Below are 17,169 nucleotides of genomic sequence, written 5' to 3' on the forward strand. Positions count from 1 at the left end.
AGGACGAGTTGTCGATGACACCGCTGGAGGCGGTCCACGGCGCGGCCGTGCCCGTCTCGAAGCCCGCGTTGCCGAGCAGCTGCGCCGGGGTGCAGGTGCCGCCACCGCCGCCGGTGACCGTCCAGGTGAAGCTCGTGCTGCCCGTCTTCGCCGCCGCGTCCTTGGCCGTCACGGTCACGTTGTACGTGCCCGCCGTGGTCGCGGTGCCGCTGATGACGCCGGTGGAGGCGTTGATCGACAGCCCGGCCGGCAGGCCGGTGGCCGAGTAGGTGTACGGCGTCGAGCCGCCGCTCGCCTGGATCTGGAGGTTCGCCGAACCGCCCACCGCCGTCGACTGGTTGCCGGGGTTCGCGACCGAGACGGAGCCGCTGCCCGCGGGCTTCGTCAGCAGGCAGCCGCTGACGTTGAGGTCGATGACGCGCCCGTTGCCCAGGCAGGTGGTGAACCAGTAGGTCTCCTGGCCGTAGCTCTGCCCCTGGTGCGCCGTGGTGGTGCCGTCGGCGGCGACCTCGCACGGGTTGTTGAGCGTGCACATCTGGCCGTCGTCGTTGCCTGTGTTGTTGATGCCGACGACCTTCTTCGTCGCGGCGTCGACGATCGGGGAGCCCGAGGTGCCGTGCGTGGTGTTGCAGCCGGCGCTGTAGCGGATGGAGTCGCGCCAGGTCCACGCGTCCTCGCGCAGCGTGCCGACGAAGCCGTTGATGGAGCAGTTCCAGGTCTGCTTCCAGTACGAGGACGGTATGAACATCGACGAGCCGTCGACCGGGTGGGTGTCGCTGATGGTCAGCGCCGTCGCGCCGAACTTGGAGGTGATCGACCCGAAGGTGTCGGTGAGCTGGTACAGCGCGACGTCCGTGCCGGTCATCGTGGCGTAGAGGATCTTGTCGGCCGTCACGGTGCCGAGGGAACCGCCCGAAGCGTTGAGCAGGGTGCCGCTGCGGCTGGCGGTCTGGTTCTGGATGACCTGGCCGGCGGACGGCATGGTCGGCAGGCAGTGGCCGTTGGTGAGCATGAGGGCCCGGTCGGCGTCGACCGAGGAGGGGTAACGCACCAGCGAGGCGGAGCAGTTGCTCAGCGCGATGGTGGACGTCAGGTCACCGGCCTGCACCGCCTGCGCGGGCGCGACTGCCACGGAGGTCAGGACCCCGGCAATGACAGCGCTCGCGGCGGACGCGGCGGCAAGTCTCTTGAACATGGCTCTCCTTGTGGGGGATGCGGGGCGTACGACCGGTTGCGGACGCCCGCGCCGGACGAAAGTGCCATGACCACTTCAAGAGGTCAACCGTGCGGGCAGAAGTCGTGTGCGGAAATTCGCCAGAGCAGGGCCGATTGGAGGCTGGAGAGCTGCCGGATCGTGAACTCGGCTGGCACCGCGCGGTGCTCGGATGTCGTTTCGGTACCGGGAATCCGATCGCCCGCCCCGGAGGTCCGCAACGCCCGAGTCGCCACAAGTTGCACGAAACAGCCACCGCCCTGCGTAAACCCGCGGGTCAGCAACGCTGCTCCCCGCACGACTGAGCAGCACACGGCAGAATCGGGCGTATGAACGACAGCTTTGCGCAGCTCGGAACCGTCACCGCGCCCTCCGGAGTGCTCGTCTTCGGTATGGCGCTGTGGCTGGACCACTGGCCGGAGGTCGGGCCGCCGTTGTCCGAGCGGGCGCGGGAGGTGGTGGCGCGGGAGGCCAGGGGTGGGCACCTCATGGAGGGGCCGGCGGAGGCGGTGGCCGTTGCCGTCGACGGCACGCGGGCGCTGGCGGTGCGGGCGCGGACGGCGCCGTCGCCGTTCGACGACGAGCCGGCGATCGCCGTGCTGGAGGTGGAGCTCGGGGTGCCGTGGCCGGCGGGGCGGGAGGAGTCGGTGCTGCTCGGGGACCTGCCGGTGGACCGGGGCGGGATGGTGCTCGGGGACGCGGTGGGGTTGGACGCCTGGATCGGGCTGGAGGGTGAGCCGGCCGACGGGCTCGCCGACGTCAGCTACTGGGGGCGCGACGAGGAGGAGGCCCACCAGCGGTTCGGCGGTGTGCGGATCCCGCAGTACGACGGGGACCGGCAAGGGATCTACAGCCTGCTGGACCTGCCCGTCGAGAAGGCGACGGCGCTCGCCGCCGAGATCGACGCGTTCGGCATCGGCGTGGTCTCGTCCGCCTCCCCGCACACGGACTTCCACCGCTTCGAGTGCGCCGGCCGCACCCGCCCGCTGGCTGTCGGCGAGATCGAGGTCGGCGGCCGTCCCGTGCTCGGTTTCGGCTGGTGCCAGGGCGACCACGCCGTCCGGCACCACGGTGAGCGGGACTGGGGTCGGGTGTACCCGGTCACCCTCGACCGTGGTGCGGACGGCGGGACGGTGCTGCGGTGGACCGTCCCGGAGTGGGACGAGGACGAGGAGGAGTAGCCCTCAGCGGAGGGCGAGGACGGGGCGGGCCGAGAGGTCGTCGGCGCAGTAGTCGCCGTCCTCGTCGTAGACCATCGCGGCGAGGTCAGGATGCCGGTTGGCCGTGGCGAGCGGCAGCCAGGCGAGGACGGTGCCGTAGCCGCCGCAGACCGACTCGCCGCCGTCGCCGCCGTAGATGACCCCGGGCTCGCTGGTGATCTCCGAGCGGTAGGTGTCATGGGCGATGCGCAGGCCGAAGGCGTTCGGCCCGGCCTGCGGACCGGTGCCGTCCCCGTACGGGATGCGGTCGAGCGGGGGCTCGTCGCCCCAGCGGAACAGGGTGTGCGCTCCGGCGCCGCAGGCGTGCTCCCACTCGTCGGAGGTGGGCAGCCGCAGGCCCTCGTCGGCGAGGACGGCCGGCATGCCGGCGGGCTCCTCGTCCAGCGGCTCGTCCTCGACGGCCATCAGCAGGGTCGGCACGGTGACGGTCCGGCGCGGGCTGAGGACCCGGGCGAGGTGACCGCGCAGGTCCCCGTCGCCGAAGCCCTGGCTGACGCTCTCCTCCTGGTAGCAGGCGAGGAGTTCGGCGGACGGCTGCCAACTCGCCACGTCGAACCCGACGGTGACCCGCCCGCCCGGTATCAGCGCGAACGTCCGCTCGCCGCGCTCGACCAGGACCCGGTGCAGCGGCGCGCCCAGGTGCTCGACCGTCTCGACGCGGTCGAGCCGTCCGCCCACGCTGCCCGCGACCTGGGCGGCGAGACGGCCGGCGGCGGCGAGGTCGAGGCGACGCCAGGCGGAGAAAGTGAGGGTTGCGAGTGGTTCGGGTGCCATGACGGGAGTCTGGCACGGGCCACTGACAATTGCCCGGCAAGCGGCCCGCGACAGTCCGAACGGGCGTCAACCGGCGTGCCACGACCGGCCGGTCACCCCGAGGCGTCCACCGCCCGCCGCAGCGGCGAAGGCCGGGTCAGCGCGTCCGAGCTGTCGATCCACTGGTCCACCCCGCCGGTGAGCGGGCGGGTGCGCAGCAGCGGGTCCGTCAGCGTCGCGGCGAGGGCGCGGGCGAAGCGGTCGGCCCGCAGGACGCGGTACGGGCGGGAGTGGTAGGGCCGGGTGGCCGGGTCGACGGGCGGGGTGAGGCCGGTGGCGTTGTGGAGGGCGGCGACGGTCTCGTAGGCGGTGCAGAGGTGGCGCTCGCGCTCGGGGTGGGTGTCGGCGGCCAGGGCGGCGCGCAGGGACGGGGTCAGCCCGGGCGCCACCGGGAGGCGGGCGAACGCCGAGCCGAGCCACTTGCCGTAGGGGGCGTAGCGGCGTTCGAGGAGCAGGCAGAGCCGCATCAGGTCGCGCACCAGGCGGCCGGCGGTGACGGCCGAGCCGAGGTCGTCGCCGACCTCGGCGCAGCGGCCGGTGAACGCCTCCTCCTGCGCGATCCGCTGCCACTGGCAGGCGAGCAGGTAGCGCCAGACCTGGTCGGGGTACCAGGCCAACGCGCGTCGCGCGGCGGTGAGTTCGCCGGTGCCGTCGTGGAAGACGGCACCGCCGGTGATCTCGGCGAGCCGCTGCTGGGGGAAGGCGAGCCAGTCCGACGCTCCCAGCTCGCCGAGCGGGCCGAGGTGGTCGGTGAGCCAGCCGGTGAGGTCATGGACGAGGACGCGGTGCCCGACGGGGCCGGCGGGGTCGTCGCCCACGCGGTAGCGGACGGGCCGGCCGCGCAGGGTGGCGGGGAGGCGTTCGGCGAACAGGCGGGTGAGGGGCCGGGCGCAGACGGGCGGCGTCCCCGGCCGGGAGGAAGAGGTCGAGGCACGGGCCCCAGTCGTGGTCGGTGGAGCGCGGCGTGTCGAAGCCGAGGACCTCGGAGCCGGCGCCGACCCGGGCGGCGGCGTACCGCAGGCCGGGGTGGGTGGCGGCGAGGATCGGGCGGACGGCCTCTTCGTGGAGGAGGCGGGAGAGTTCGATGCCGGGGACGAAGGGCGCGCTGGTCACCCGGCCAGCTTCACGGGCGGGACGGGGCGCCGTCCAACGGATTCGGCGGCGCCCCCGCCGCACGGGGCGGAGGCGCCCCCGGCACGCGGCCGGTGGCGCCTCCGTCCGGAGGATCCCGGGCTCCCCGCCTACGGCTGCGGGAAGTTCTCCTCGTCCACGTCGCTGGTCTTGGCGTTGCCTCCGACCTCCGCGGTCAGCGTGATCGTCCAGGAGACGTAGTTCCGGCCGCTCGTGTAGGAGAGCGACTCGTCGAACTTCGTGTAGCTGCAGTTCTGGGTGAACATCTTCAGCGAGGAGTCCCAGTCGACGCCGTCGGAGAAGAAGATGTCGTAGTCACCGTCCTCGATGCCCTCGATGCCCGCTTCCTTGCCCTTGCCGACGTACAGCGAGTGGACCGTCTTGCCGCTCTTGAGGAGCGAGACCACGGAGTCGGTGCTGCCCGCACTGTTGTCGACGTGGAACTCGCCCCCGCCGCGCAGCCGGCCCTTGGTGACGAACGCGCCGTTGTCGAGCGAGCGGGCCTGCTGCGGCGGGGTCTTCGGGACGGTGAAGTTGGTGGTGTACCCGGCGGCGGTCATCTCGGCGAGGGCGGCCGGGATCGCCTTCAGGCCCTCGGAGAGGCCGACCTGGGCGAAGGCGGAGCCGGTGGTGCAGTAGGTCCTGGACTTGATGTCGCTACGGATCTTGGTCAGATCGGTGGCGAGCTGCGACAGGGCCGTCACCAGCTGGCGCTTGGTGGTGCCGACGGTGGCCGGGGTGTCGCTCAGGCCGAGCCCGCTGCTCGCGGAGTTGGCCGCGCTGGCCGCCTCCTGGAGGCCGATCATGAAATTGTTCAGGTTGGCCGCCGGGTTGATCTTGCCGAGCGCGGCGCCGACCGGGTCGATGTACCCGGCGAGCACGGGCCCGTACGGCGTCGGCGTCGGCGTCGGGGTCGGTGTGGGGGTCCGGGTCGGGGCGGGCAGGGCGCTGAAGCCGTCCGACGGGCTGGACGCGGCCGAGCCGCCCGAACCTCCGTCGGCACTGCTCGAACTGCTCGAACCGTCCGAGCCGCCGCTCGAACAGGCGGCCAGCAGCAACGCGGTGCCCACCGCAACGCCGGCCTTGGTGAAGGACTTCATGCCGCTCCCCCGGGTGCTCTCTCGGTACTGGTACATGCACACTCCGTGCCATCCGCTGTCCCCGCCGCCATGATTCCGATCCGACAAGACGCGGTCAACAGGGCTCACTTGCGGCGCACCGAAGCGTAGCGGGGGCGTGCGACAGGGCGCACGGAGCGGTCCCCGCCGTCAACTACGATCAGGACGTGCTCAGCCTCACGGGTGTTCCCCTCCAGATCATCGCCTCCGTCATCGCGCTCGGCGTCTTCGCCGCCACGATGTGGCTCTGGCCGAGATTCGGCGGCGGCGGCTGGAAGGCCTGGACCGGACGGATCGGCGCGTTCCTCGCCACCCAGATCGCCGTGCTCGTCGCCATGGGGCTGATCGCCAACGGCTACTTCGGCTTCTACAGCTCCTGGAGCGACCTGCTCGGCACCAACGGCAAGCCGGGCACGGTGGTGGACCACCAGCCGAACGCGGCGGCCGCCCTGGCCGTCACCGGCGAGAAGAACATGTACTCGGCGCAGGGCTCGGCCCGCGACCGCTCCGGGCTGATCCAGGAGGTCTCGGTCCGCGGCAAGGCGAGCGGCCTGAGCAGCGACGCCTTCGTCTACCTGCCGCCGCAGTACTTCCAGCCGGAGTACGCGCAGCGCAAGTTCCCGATGGCCCTGGTGCTGGCCGGCTACCCGGGCTCGGCGGAGAAGCTGATCACGCTGATGCAGTACCCGGCCTCCGCGCTCACCGCGATCGAGCAGAACAAGATGCCGCCCACCGTCCTGGTGCTGATGCGCCCGACGCTGTCCGGCAACCGCGACACCGAGTGCATGGACATCCCCGGCGGGCCCCAGGTGGAGACCTTCTTCACCAGCGACCTCCCGACGGCGCTGGCCGCCAACTACCGGATCGGCACCGACCCCGCCAACCGCGCGGTGATCGGCAACTCGACCGGCGGCTACTGCGCCCTCAAGTTCGCGCTGCGCAAGCCGGACGCCTACCGGGCCGCGGTCTCGCTCTCCGGCTACTACACCGCGCCGATCGACGAGACCACCGGCGACCTGTTCGCCGGCAACGCCCAGCTGAAGCTGGAGAACGACCTGGTCTGGCGGCTGAAGAACAAGCCCGCCGAGCCGGTCGCGCTGCTGCTCGCCACCAGCTACGACGAGAACAACTACGCGGGCACCCAGGCCATGGTCAACGCCTTCAAGGCGCCGACCAAGCTCTCCACCATCACCCTGGACACCGGCGGCCACAACTTCCACACCTGGACCCGGGAGATCCCGCCCGCCCTGGAGTGGCTCGGCAAGCACCTGACGATGCCGCAGGCCGCCTAGGACACCGAGGGACGACGGGGACGGCGCGGCGCCGGTCAGATCACAGACGGCTCATACCCGCGTCTCACGGTTCTCTCAGGCGGGCGCCCGAGCGTAGCGCCCATGACCACGACCAGCCTCACCCCACCGGCCGGCGAGCCCTGGCCGGAGGCCGGGGACTACCCGCCCCCGGTGCTGCCACCCGCCCCCGTGCCGGAGGGGGCGGCGCCCGGGCGGCCCGCCGCGCCGCCGCTGTTCCCGGAGCTCCCGCCGCCGCCCGCCGGTCCCCGGGGGCCGGCGTCCTGGGCGGAGCGGCTGCGCACCCTGCCGGCCCGGACCTGGCGCGGCCGGGTCGACGACCCGCGCTGGGTGCGGCCCGCGCTGCTCGCGCTGCTGGCGGCCACCGCCGTCCTCTACCTCTGGGGGCTGTCCGCCTCCGGCTGGGCCAACTCCTTCTACTCGGCGGCCGCCCAGGCGGGCAGTCAGAGCTGGCAGGCCTTCTTCTACGGCTCCTCGGACGCCGGGAACTTCATCACCGTCGACAAGCCGCCGCTCGCGCTCTGGCCGATGGCGCTCTCGGCGCGCGTCTTCGGGCTCTCCTCCTGGTCGGTACTGGCCCCGCAGGCGCTGATGGCGGTGGGCACGGTGGCCGTGCTGTACGCGACGGTGCGCCGCCGCTTCTCGCCGCTCGCCGGGCTGCTGGCGGGCGCGGTGTTCGCGCTGACCCCGGTGGCGGCGCTGATGTTCCGCTTCAACAACCCGGACGCGCTGCTGGTGCTGCTCCTCACGCTGGCCGCGTACGGGCTGCTGCGGGCGGTCGAGGCGGCCGGTACCCGGTGGCTGGTGTTCACCGGGGTGATGTTCGGACTGGCCTTCCTCACCAAGACCCTGCAGGCCTTCCTCGTGCTGCCCGCGTTCGCGCTGATCTACCTGGTGGTCGCGCCGACCGGGCTGTGGCGGCGGGTGCGCGGGCTGCTGGCCGGCGGGCTGGCGATGGTGCTCGCGGGCGGCTGGTGGGTCGCGGTGGTCGAGCTGGTCCCGGCCTCGGCGCGGCCGTACATCGGCGGCTCGCAGGACAACAGCTTCCTCTCGCTCACCTTCGGCTACAACGGCTTCGGCCGGCTCAACGGCAACGAGACCGGCAGCGTCGGCGGCGGGCGCAACCGGATGCCGGCCGGGGCCGAGGCGGTCTTCGGCGGCGCACCGGGGGGCGCGGCCGGGGCGGCCGGGGGTCCGCCCGGCGGGATGCGCGGCGGGGGCGGCTGGGGCGAGACCGGCATCAGCCGGCTGTTCGACGGCGACATCGGCGGACAGATCGCCTGGCTGCTGCCCGCCGCGCTGATCCTGCTGCTGGTCGGCCTCTGGGCCACCCGCCGCCACCCGCGGCCGGACACCGCCCGCGCGGCGTTCCTGGTCTGGGGCGGCTGGCTGCTCTGCACCGCGCTGACCTTCAGCTTCATGTCCGGGATCTTCCACCAGTACTACACGGTGGCGCTGGCCCCGGCGGTCGCGGCGCTGGTCGGCATGGGCGTCGACGGTCTCTGGCGGGCGCGGCACCGGCTGCCGTACGCGGCGGTGCTGGCCGGCACGCTCGCGGTGACGGCGGTGTGGGCGTACGTGCTGCTCGGGCGCAGCAAGGACTTCCTGCCGTGGCTGCGGCCGGCGGTGCTGGTGGGCGGGCTGCTCGCGGCGGTGGCGCTGCTGGTGGCAGGACCGCTGGCGGCGAGGCTCGCGCGCCGGGCGGACGGCTCCGCGGACGGCTCCGCGAACGGCGTCCCGGCCGGGCCCTCGCGGCTCGCCGGGCGGCTGGCGGCGGTGGCGGGCCTGGTGGGCGCGGCGGCGGCGCTGGGCGGACCGGCGGCGTACGCGGTGGAGACGGTCAAAACCCCGCACCAGGGCTCGATCGTGCTGGCCGGGCCGGCGGTGGAGGGCGGCTTCGGACCGGGCGGCCGGCGCGGCCCCGGCGGCGCGGGTGGCGGGCCGGTGCTGTGGCAGAACGGCCGGATGGTCGCGCCGCAGCAGGACGGCGGCCAGGACGGTGTGCCTGGGCTCCCGCAGCAGGACGGCGGCCGGACCGGCCGCACCCCGAACGGCGCCGGCGGGCAGGGCCCGTACGCCTTCACCGGCGGCGGCCCAGGCGGCATGGGCGGGCTGCTGAACGGCGCCAAGGTGAGCACCGAGGCGGCCGACCTCCTGAAGCAGGGCGCCGACGACTACCGCTGGGCCGCCGCGACCGGCGGTTCGCAGAACGCCGCGAGCTACCAACTCGCCTCCGGCGTCCCGGTGATGGCCCTCGGCGGCTTCAACGGCACCGACCCGTCGCTCAGCCTGAGCGCCTTCCAGCAGTACGTGCGGGAGGGCAAGGTGCACTGGTTCATCGGCGACGCCTCGCCGCGCGGTACGGCCGGAGGCCGGACGAACGGCGCCCCCGGCGGCCAGGACGGCGAGTCGTCCCAGGCGCAGGCGGCGCAGATCGAGGAGTGGGTGGCGAGCCACTACACCGCCCGCACCGTCGGCGGCTCGACCTTCTACGACCTCAGCCGGTCCCCCACGTCCTGACCCGAACGGCGGGGCGCGCCACGGTGAACGACCGTGGCGCGCCCCGCCGTTGTGCTAGCGGCGCGTCACTGGGCGGCGTCGGTCGCGCAGCGGATCCCGGCGGCCGGCACCGTGCCGTCGACGAGGAAGGAGTTCACCGCCGTCCGGATGCACTCGCTGCGCCCGTAGCCGGTGTGGCCCTCGCCCTCGCGGGTGAGCAGGACGGCGTTGCCGAGCTGGGCGGCGAGCTTCTCGGCGTTGGCGTACGGCGTGGCCGCGTCGCCGGTGGAGCCGACCACCACGATCGGCGTCGCGGCCTTGGAGGTGATCGCGTGCGCCTTCTCGGCCGAGCGGAAGGGCCAGTTGCGGCAGTCGGGGTCGAACAGCGCCGAGCCCGGCTCGCGCCGGCTGATCAGCGGGGCCTTGGCCGCCATCTCGGCGTACGCGGCCTGGAGGGCGTCGCCGGTCGGGACGCCGGTCGCGCCGTCGGCGCAGTAGATGGCGGTGTAGGCGTCGGCGGAGACGCTGTAGTGGCCGTCCTTGTCGCGCTTGTTGTAGGAGTCCGCGTACGCGAGCAGGTAGTCGCCCTTGCCGCGGACCATGGCCCAGCCGATGTTGTTGGCCAGGGCGTCCCAGGCGCTCTCGTCGCCGTAGAGGCCCTCGATCACGCCGGTCCAGGCCGCGGTGGCGGTGAGGACGCGCCCGTCCTTGGTGGTGAGCGGCTTCTGCTTGAGCCCGTCGAGGAAGTCGGCGAGCTTCTCGGGCGCCTTCTCCGGGTCCTTGCCGAGCGGGCACTGCGCCTGCTTGGCGCAGTGGGCGGCGAACGCCCGCAGCGAGCGCTCGAAGCCCGCGTACTGCTCGATGTTGTTCTCGGCCAGTGGCTTGGCCGGGTCGACCGCGCCGTCCAGGACGAGCCGGCCGACGCGGTCCGGGAACTCCTCCGCGTAGACGCTGCCGATGTAGGTGCCGTAGGAGAGCCCGAGGTAGCTGAGCTTCCGGTCGCCGAGCGCGGCCCGCAGCACGTCCATGTCGCGGACGGTGTCCCGGGTGCTGATGTGCTCCAGCAGCTTGCCGTACTTGGCCTGGCAGGCGTCTGCGAGGGCCTTGCCGTGCTCGGGGCCGAGGTCGTCGGTGGTGACCCAGGTGTCCCGGGTCTTGTCGTCCAGGCAGTTGACCGGGGCGCTGAGGCCGCTGCCGCGCGGGTCGAGGCCGACGATGTCGTAGTGGTCGCGCAGCGGGCCGTCGTAGTCCTTCTGGCCGCGCAGGATCATGCCGACGCCGCTGCCGCCGGGCCCGCCCGGGTTAACCAGGAGCGAGCCGGTCCGCTCGCCGGGCTTGGCGCTGCCGAGCCGGGCGACGCCGACGTCGAGGGTGTCACCGGCCGGATCGGCGTAGTCCAGCGGGACCTTGAGGGTGGCGCACTGCACCGCCGACTCGTCGATCTTCTCGGTCTTCGGGTCGTCCTTGCAGGCCGCCCAGGCGAGCTGCTGGCCGTAGAAGGCCTGGAGGGCCGGGTCGGCCTGGCCGGTGGGCTTCACGGTCGGCGTGGGGGTGGCGGTCGGGGTGGGCGTCGCGGTGGCGGTCGCCTGGTCCGCGGGCGACGGCGCGGTGGTCGCGGCGGTGGACGGCGCGCCCGAGGCCGCGCCGGTGGCGCCGCCCGAGCTGGTGCAGGCGGCCAGCAGGGCGGCCGCGGCGACGGCGGGCAGGGCGCGTCGCGAGAAACGGATGATCATCGAATGCACCGCATACGAATACCACCTGACGATCACACTGTTGACGGCACCCCACTCGCCGCGGCCCGCCCGCCGTGCACGCTTCCGGACAAAGAGCGACGAACCCCCTGAGGAAACGTTTCCTCAGGGGGTCGCTCAGCGGTCAGCCCTTCCTCGGCCGCTCGTCGGCCGCTCGTCGGCCGCTCCTCAGCCGCCGCACTGCTGCAGCATCGCCTTCTTGTCCGCCTCCGTCACCGGCAGCTGGTACTTCAGCGACACCTGCGCGAAGCGCACCGCGTACGAGCAGCGGATCTCCGGGTTGGCGGGCAGCCAGGCGGACGGGCCGGAGTCGCCCTTGGAGGCGTTCTGCGAGCCGTCGGCGGGGATGAGGTTGAGCGGGTCGTTGGCGATCTGCACCCGCTTCAGCTTCTCCCACTTGCTCGCGCCCATCTGCCAGTCGTACGACAGCGGCATCACGTGGTCGATCTGGATCTTCGAGGCCTGCTGCTTGTTCCAGTCCACCGACTTGCCGGTGTACGGGTCGTGGATGGTCATCGAGGTGACCACGCACTTCGAGCCGTCCTTGCGCTCCACCGCCGCACCGTCCCGGGCCAGCAGGTCGTTGCGGGTGTCGCAGTTGTTGTGACCGCCGGGTATGCCGTCCACGTTGTCGGTCCAGGCCGGGCCGAACTCATTGCGGTCGTAGCCGTCCTTGGGGCCGGCCGCGGCGGTGGCGACCTTAGCGATCAGCGCCCGGCCCGCCTTCTGGTCCTCGGGCGAAGTCAGCGGCGCCAGACCGGGCTTGGTGCCGTCGGGGTTCTCCAGCGGGCTGGTGCCCCGGCCCGCGGCGCCCGCCCCGGCGGACGCGCCGCCGTCCGCCTTCCTGTCGTCGTCCGAGCAGCTGCTCAGCACCAGGGCGGATATCAGGAAGACGGCGGCGGCGGACAGGGTGGTGCGACGGGCGGGCACGGGGACTCCCCAGGTGGGCGGGCTGCTGACGGCGCACCAGCAGACCAGCCGCCCCGTTGGGGGTCAAGCCACCACAACACGGAGCATTTCGATCATGGCGAAGCTCACACCCGCAGGGCCCGGACGACCTCCTCGACCACCGTCTCCAGCGGCGTCGCCGCCACCCCCAGCACCTCCCGGGTGAGCGCCGAGTCGAGCAGCAGCGGCCGGTCGTACAGGTAGGCCATCTCCTCGACCTCGGCGAGCATCTCATCGCCCGATCCGGCGAGTTCCGCCACCGGGACCGCCGTGAGCGCCGGCTCCGGCGCGCCGGCCGCCCGCGCCAGCCGCCCGGCCAGCTCGCGGGCGGACGCCTCGCTGGTGCTGGGCACGTGCCAGGCCCGGCCCCAGGACGCCTCGTTGCGGGCGGCGGCGACCAGGGTGTCGGCCACGTCGCCGACATAGCTCCAGCTGTGCGGCGCGGCCAGGTCGGCGGGGTAGCCGACCGGCTCGCCCGCCACCACGGCCGGTGCCACGGTGAAGGCGAACAGCGAGGTCGCGGCGCGGCCGAGGAAGTCACTGGCCCGCACCTCGGTGACCCGCGCCCGGCCCGCCCGGTGGGCGGCCAGCGCGTCCGCCCACAGGGCCGCGCGCAGCGTGCCCTTGCGGCTGGTCGGGGCGGCCGGCAGGTCCTCGGTGAGCGGGCCGTCCACCGGGCCGTAGCCGTAGACGTTGCCGAGCATGACGTAGCCCGCGCCGGTCCGCTCGGCGGCGGTCAGCAGGGCGGCGGCGAGCGGCGGGAACTCACCCGGCCAGCGGTGGTACGGCGGGGCCGCGCAGTTGATCAGCGCGTGGGCGCCCTCGACCAGCGCGGTGAGGGCGCCGGCGTCGGTGGCGTCGGCGGCGACCCGCTCGACGCCCGGGTGCTCGGGACCGGTGCCGCGCCGGGTGACGAGGCGGACCCGCTCGCCCTCCCCGGCCAGGCGCAGGGCGGTGGCGGTGCCGGTCGGGCCGGCGCCGGTGACGACGTGGAAGGACATGGGGGCTCCTGGGTCGGCCGAGGGGTGGTGGCGTCCGACGGGGCGGCGCCGTGATCAACTCTCGGCCAGGGCCCCGCCGCGCGGCAGGGCACCGGCTGCCAAGCTTCCGGAGGTTCTGGCCATGCCCCCGTCCGTACGGTCGCCCGGGGACGTCCACCGGGTCGCGGTCGTCGCCGTGCCCCCGGTGACCGCCTTCGACCTCGCCATCCCCGACATCGTCTTCGGCTCCGCCGAACTGGACGGCCGCCCGGTCTACCAGGTGCGGATCTGCACCGCCGAGCCGGGCCCGGTGGCGAGCACCAGCAGCCTCCAGGTCGTCGTCCCGCACGGCCTGGACGCGATCGCCACCGCCGACACCGTGCTGGTGACCGGCTCGGCCTCGCGCACCGACGCCGACGAGCGGATCCTCGCGGCCCTGCGCGCGGCGGCCGGCCGGGGCGCCCGGATGGCCTCGATCTGCACCGGCGCGTTCGTGCTCGCCCAGGCCGGACTGCTCGACGGGCACAGCGCCACCACCTACTGGGTGCAGGCGGGCGCGCTGGAGCACCGCTTCCCCAAGGTCCGGGTGCTCCCGCAGGCGCTGTTCGTCGACGACGGCCCGGTGCTCACCTCGGCCGGGCTCACCGCCGGCATCGACCTGTGCCTGCACATGGTGCGCACCGACCACGGCGCGGCGGTGGCCAACGCGGTGGCCCGGCTGGCGGCGGTCTCGGCGGTCCGCGACGGCGGCCAGGGCCAGGTGCTGCCGACGCCGGTGGCCGGGCCGGACGGCAGCTCGCTGGCCGCCACCCGCGCCTGGGCGCTCGCCCGGCTCGCCGAGCCGCTCACCCTGGCCGGGCTGGCCGCCCACGCGGGGGTGAGCGTGCGCACCCTCAACCGGCGCTTCCGGGCCGAGACCGGGACCACCCCGCTCCAGTGGCTGCTCACCCAGCGCCTCGAACAGGCCAGGGAACTGCTGGAGTCCACCGCCCTGCCGGTCGACCGGATAGCCGCCCGCACCGGCTTCGTCACCCCCGACTCGCTGCGCCGCCACCTCCTCCAGCGGGTCGGCATGACGCCGCGCGCCTACCGCGCGCACTTCACCCGGCCGCCGGCCCGCGCCGGCGGCTGACGACGGGCGGCTGACGACGGGCGGCTGACGACGGGCGGCTGACGAGCGGCCGCCTTCGGCACCGCCGCTCGTGGAATCGCCCAAGCGGTGCCGGGCCGGCTGGGCGGCGGCGGCCGGGGCGGGCACGCTGGGCGCATGGAACAGAGCGACGCGGTAACGGCCCTGGTGCTGGCCGCCGGGGGCGGGCGGCGGCTGGGCGGGCGGCCGAAGGCGCTGATCCGCTACCGGGGCCGGCCGCTGGTGGAGCACGCGGTGGCGGCGGTCCGGGCGGGCGGCTGCCGGGAGGTGACGGTGGTGCTGGGCGCGGACCGGGAGCGGGTGCGGTCGACCGCCCATCTGCCGGGCTGCCGGCTGGTCGCCAACCCGGACTGGGAGACCGGTCTGGGCTCCTCGCTGCGCACCGGCCTGGCCGCGCTGCCCGCCCGGTCCCCGGCGGTGCTGGTGATGCTGGTGGACACCCCGGGGGTCGGCCCGGCCGCGGTGGCCCGGCTGCTGGCCGCGCACCGGGCCGGTGCGGAGCTGGCCGCCGCGGCGTACCACGGCCGGCGCGGGCACCCGGTGCTGATCGGGGCCCGGTACTTCGCCGAGGCCGTGGAGGGCGCGCACGGCGACGCGGGGGCGCGCGCCCTGCTGACGGCGCACCCGGACGACCTCACCCTGGTCGAGTGCGCCGATGTCGCCACCCCGGACGACCTGGACACCCCCGCCGACCTCGCCCGCTGGGACGCGCGGTGACTCGGGGGCCGCACCGGACCGCACGCGTACATTCCCGTCCACCCCGGTCGCGGGCCGGTCTCCCACGCAAGGGGGAGACGTCTCCTCCTCACCGCCGATCAATCGAGCGCACACCCCTGATTCGTCCCTGAGGATTGCCGCATTCCGCGCCGCACCCCCCGGGTTTCGGGGAGCATGGGACACGTCACCCACCCCCGATTCGAACGGACGGTGCCCGCGATGCCCGGACTGCCCGACGACTTCACCGGACACGACCCGGCCGGGCGCGGCCCGGGGGCGACGGGTGGCGCCCGGGCGATCCGCTGCCCCGCCTGCCGGCGGGAGCACCTGTACGAACCGCCGTCGCTGCCCTGCCCGTGCGGTGCCTCGCTCAAGGTGCCGCTGCTGCGCGGCGGAGTGCCGGTGCAGGTGCGCTTCCGGTCGTGGGAGGACTCCTGGCTGAGCATGCGCTGTCCGCACTGCGGACGCTCCGACCAGTGGCCGCAGCCCGAGTTCACCTGCAACTGCGGGGCCACCGTGCGGCTCCCGGTGGACCGGACGACCCGGCTGGGCGGCGGTTCCACCGCCGGACCGCTGGGCGCCGCCGCCGGCCCGCGGACCTCCCACCCGCACCCGGTGCGCCCGGCCCACTCGCTGGACGCGCCCGCCGCGGCGCCGCCGGCCGCGGGTGCGGGTGCCCCGGCGGCTCCGTGGCGGCGCCGGGCGCCGTTCCGCCCGCACCCGGTGCGCACCTCGCAGGACGCGGTGTTCACCGCGGCCCGCTACCTGGAGTGGCTGGGCTTCGACGACCTGGAGCTGACGGAGGCCCAGGAGCGCGACGGGGTGACCCTGCTGGGCAGCCGGATGGTCGCGCAGGTGGACACCTGGACCGAGCCGGCGGACGTGAAGTCGGTCGAGTGCCTCTGGCTGCAGACCCTGCACGCGGAGGAGATGGCCGCCGCGATGTTCACTCTTGCGGGCTATTCGCACCAGGCCACGGTGCGCGGCGAACAGCTGCTGGTGGCGCTGTTCAGCCTGGACCTCGCGGGCGTGCCGCAGCCCGCGAACGGCGCCGCGGAGGCTCTGATGGAGACCGGCTGGACGTCCTGAGGCCCCGTTCGGGCCCCGGCCGGACGCCCGCTGATCGTTTAGACGAAAACCCGCCCGGACGCAACAACCTCCGCTCGTGATCTGGTGCACAAGCTCGCCCCCGTGTTGAATTGCCGCCACAGCGCGGGCCCGTGGCACGTCGTGCCACGTCCGGGGAGGGGCCCGCGTCCTGCTGGATGGCGCACACAAGGAGGTGGCGTTGTCGGAGCACGGATGGGGCCCTAGTGGCCGGGACGCACGGGGGGCGGCGGCGCCTCCGGAGCCGGGGGACACCGTGTGGCGGCTGCGGTCCCGGGCGTGCTGGCGGGAGGCCGCCGAGCTGTTACGGCCGGCCGCCGAGCGCGACCCGACGGCGGCACTCGTCAGGGCGGAACTCCTGATCGAGCAGTGCCTGTTCACCGCCGCCCACTGGGGCCAGGCGGAACAGGCGCTGCGGCTGGCCGAGGCCGTCGCGGCGACCACCGAGCAGCGGGCCTCGGCGGCCTGCGCCCGGGGCTTCCTGGCGTACGTGGCCAGTGTGCTGGGCGCCCGCGACCGGCTGGACGAGGCGCAGGCGGCGCTCGGCCGCACCTCGGCCCTGCTGCCGCCGGACGCGCCGGGCCGGCCGCTGCTGGACTTCCGGCGGGGGCTGGTCGCGGAGAACCTGCTGCGCGATCCGACGGCGGCCTGGATCGCCTACCGGCGGGCGCACGACGGCGCCGGCGAGCGCGGCGACGAACTGCTCCGCTCGTCGACCTGGCGGCACCTGGCCGCGCTGGCCCTGGCGGCCGGGGACCGCGAGCGGGCGCGGGAGGGGTTCGACGCCTCACTGCGGCTGCGGGAGCAACTGGGCTTCACGGTGGGGGTGGCGCCGGCGCTGGCGGCGCTGGCCGAGGTGTCCGAGCCGGCCGAGGCCGTGCGGCTGCGGGCGGAGGCGACCCGGCTGGTGCAGGCGCTCGGGGGCGTGCCGGTCTGGCTCGCCCGCCAGCTGGGGGCGGGGCGCGCGTCGGGCACGCCCCCGGACGGGCGCGTCGAGCGGCAGACCCAGGGGCCGATCAGCTAAGGTGAGCCTAACCTGGCCGGGTCGAGCAGTGACCCGGCCAGGTTCGCCTTGCCGTTCCCGGGCTCCGCCAGGCCCCGGCCGGCCGGGCCCGGACGTACGGCGCCACGGCGCCCCCTCCCGGGGCGTGCCGGCGGCGGCCGGCCCTGGCCCGGGCGCGGTCCGGACGGTCCGGCGGCCCGGTCGACCCG

General features: G+C 74.4%; 14 protein-coding genes. 7 read left to right on the forward strand and 7 right to left on the reverse strand.

Annotated elements, in window-relative coordinates; translation table 11 throughout:
* Nucleotides 1-1,195 (reverse strand): putative Ig domain-containing protein (locus tag ABTX81_RS12690; protein WP_350543719.1); only part of this gene is annotated, 1,195 nt, incomplete at its 3' end.
* Between the two features lie 347 nt (nucleotides 1,196-1,542).
* Between ABTX81_RS12690 and ABTX81_RS12695 the strand changes: the two genes are divergently transcribed.
* On the forward strand, nucleotides 1,543-2,394 hold the full coding sequence (locus ABTX81_RS12695) for a hypothetical protein (protein WP_350543721.1): 852 nt from the start codon (nucleotides 1,543-1,545) through the stop codon (nucleotides 2,392-2,394).
* A 3-nt stretch (nucleotides 2,395-2,397) separates the two neighbouring features.
* Here ABTX81_RS12695 and ABTX81_RS12700 read toward each other — a convergent pair whose 3' ends face one another.
* The 3 genes from ABTX81_RS12700 to ABTX81_RS12710 all read right to left on the reverse strand — a co-directional run bounded on the left by ABTX81_RS12700 (nucleotide 2,398) and on the right by ABTX81_RS12710 (nucleotide 5,513).
* Nucleotides 2,398-3,207: a hypothetical protein gene (locus ABTX81_RS12700; RefSeq protein WP_350543723.1), complete on the reverse strand. Its 810-nt coding sequence runs from the start codon at nucleotides 3,205-3,207 to the stop codon at nucleotides 2,398-2,400.
* 92 nt (nucleotides 3,208-3,299) lie between these two features.
* Nucleotides 3,300-4,064, reverse strand: coding sequence for a DUF4037 domain-containing protein (locus ABTX81_RS12705; protein ID WP_350543725.1), 765 nt, complete (start codon nucleotides 4,062-4,064; stop codon nucleotides 3,300-3,302).
* A 423-nt stretch (nucleotides 4,065-4,487) separates the two neighbouring features.
* The gene (locus tag ABTX81_RS12710) at nucleotides 4,488-5,513 is read right to left on the reverse strand and encodes a hypothetical protein (RefSeq protein WP_350543727.1); all 1,026 of its coding nucleotides are present in this window, start codon (nucleotides 5,511-5,513) and stop codon (nucleotides 4,488-4,490) included.
* Between the two features lie 149 nt (nucleotides 5,514-5,662).
* Between ABTX81_RS12710 and ABTX81_RS12715 the strand changes: the two genes are divergently transcribed.
* Together ABTX81_RS12715 and ABTX81_RS12720 are read left to right on the forward strand one after the other, a co-directional pair.
* Complete coding sequence (locus ABTX81_RS12715) at nucleotides 5,663-6,787, forward strand: alpha/beta hydrolase (protein WP_350543729.1); 1,125 nt, start codon at nucleotides 5,663-5,665, stop codon at nucleotides 6,785-6,787.
* A 102-nt stretch (nucleotides 6,788-6,889) separates the two neighbouring features.
* Nucleotides 6,890-9,325: an ArnT family glycosyltransferase gene (locus ABTX81_RS12720; RefSeq protein ID WP_350543731.1), complete on the forward strand. Its 2,436-nt coding sequence runs from the start codon at nucleotides 6,890-6,892 to the stop codon at nucleotides 9,323-9,325.
* Between the two features lie 65 nt (nucleotides 9,326-9,390).
* Here the strand turns inward: ABTX81_RS12720 and ABTX81_RS12725 are convergent, their stop codons facing one another.
* The 3 genes from ABTX81_RS12725 to ABTX81_RS12735 form a co-directional block, all read right to left on the reverse strand.
* Nucleotides 9,391-11,037 carry an alpha/beta hydrolase gene (locus ABTX81_RS12725; RefSeq protein ID WP_350543733.1) on the reverse strand — a complete coding sequence of 549 codons (1,647 nt, stop codon included), beginning with the start codon at nucleotides 11,035-11,037 and terminating at the stop codon, nucleotides 9,391-9,393.
* Nucleotides 11,038-11,223: 186 nt separating this feature from the next.
* Nucleotides 11,224-11,985, reverse strand: coding sequence for an HNH endonuclease family protein (locus tag ABTX81_RS12730; protein WP_350543735.1), 762 nt, complete (start codon nucleotides 11,983-11,985; stop codon nucleotides 11,224-11,226).
* A gap of 104 nt (nucleotides 11,986-12,089) precedes the next feature.
* On the reverse strand, nucleotides 12,090-13,004 hold the full coding sequence (locus ABTX81_RS12735) for an NAD-dependent epimerase/dehydratase family protein (protein ID WP_350543737.1): 915 nt from the start codon (nucleotides 13,002-13,004) through the stop codon (nucleotides 12,090-12,092).
* Nucleotides 13,005-13,125: 121 nt separating this feature from the next.
* Between ABTX81_RS12735 and ABTX81_RS12740 the strand changes: the two genes are divergently transcribed.
* From ABTX81_RS12740 to ABTX81_RS12755, 4 genes are all read left to right on the forward strand, one after another.
* Nucleotides 13,126-14,115, forward strand: a complete 990-nt coding sequence (locus ABTX81_RS12740) for a GlxA family transcriptional regulator (RefSeq protein ID WP_350543739.1) — start codon at nucleotides 13,126-13,128, stop codon at nucleotides 14,113-14,115.
* A 135-nt stretch (nucleotides 14,116-14,250) separates the two neighbouring features.
* Complete coding sequence (locus ABTX81_RS12745) at nucleotides 14,251-14,850, forward strand: nucleotidyltransferase family protein (RefSeq protein ID WP_350543741.1); 600 nt, start codon at nucleotides 14,251-14,253, stop codon at nucleotides 14,848-14,850.
* A 219-nt stretch (nucleotides 14,851-15,069) separates the two neighbouring features.
* Nucleotides 15,070-15,939 carry a hypothetical protein gene (locus ABTX81_RS12750; protein WP_350543743.1) on the forward strand — a complete coding sequence of 290 codons (870 nt, stop codon included), beginning with the start codon at nucleotides 15,070-15,072 and terminating at the stop codon, nucleotides 15,937-15,939.
* Between the two features lie 274 nt (nucleotides 15,940-16,213).
* A complete protein-coding gene (locus ABTX81_RS12755; RefSeq protein WP_350543745.1) occupies nucleotides 16,214-16,981 on the forward strand; it encodes a hypothetical protein in 768 nt (255 codons plus the stop codon).
* The last annotated feature ends 188 nt before the right edge of the window (nucleotides 16,982-17,169 follow it).

Origin of the sequence: Kitasatospora sp. NPDC097605 (genome assembly GCF_040302725.1) — a bacterium.
Taxonomy (GTDB): Bacteria; Actinomycetota; Actinomycetes; order Streptomycetales; family Streptomycetaceae; genus Kitasatospora.

Bases quoted from the DNA above. Each gene is read 5' to 3' on its own strand.
- ABTX81_RS12695 (WP_350543721.1), top strand. From the start codon at position 1,543: ATGAACGACAGCTTTGCGCAGCTCGGAACCGTCACCGCGCCCTCCGGA.
- ABTX81_RS12700 (WP_350543723.1), bottom strand. From the start codon at position 3,207: ATGGCACCCGAACCACTCGCAACCCTCACTTTCTCCGCCTGGCGTCGC.
- ABTX81_RS12710 (WP_350543727.1), bottom strand. From the start codon at position 5,513: ATGTACCAGTACCGAGAGAGCACCCGGGGGAGCGGCATGAAGTCCTTC.
- ABTX81_RS12720 (WP_350543731.1), top strand. From the start codon at position 6,890: ATGACCACGACCAGCCTCACCCCACCGGCCGGCGAGCCCTGGCCGGAG.
- ABTX81_RS12725 (WP_350543733.1), bottom strand. From the start codon at position 11,037: ATGATCATCCGTTTCTCGCGACGCGCCCTGCCCGCCGTCGCCGCGGCC.
- ABTX81_RS12735 (WP_350543737.1), bottom strand. From the start codon at position 13,004: ATGTCCTTCCACGTCGTCACCGGCGCCGGCCCGACCGGCACCGCCACC.
- ABTX81_RS12740 (WP_350543739.1), top strand. From the start codon at position 13,126: ATGCCCCCGTCCGTACGGTCGCCCGGGGACGTCCACCGGGTCGCGGTC.
- ABTX81_RS12745 (WP_350543741.1), top strand. From the start codon at position 14,251: ATGGAACAGAGCGACGCGGTAACGGCCCTGGTGCTGGCCGCCGGGGGC.
- ABTX81_RS12750 (WP_350543743.1), top strand. From the start codon at position 15,070: ATGCCCGGACTGCCCGACGACTTCACCGGACACGACCCGGCCGGGCGC.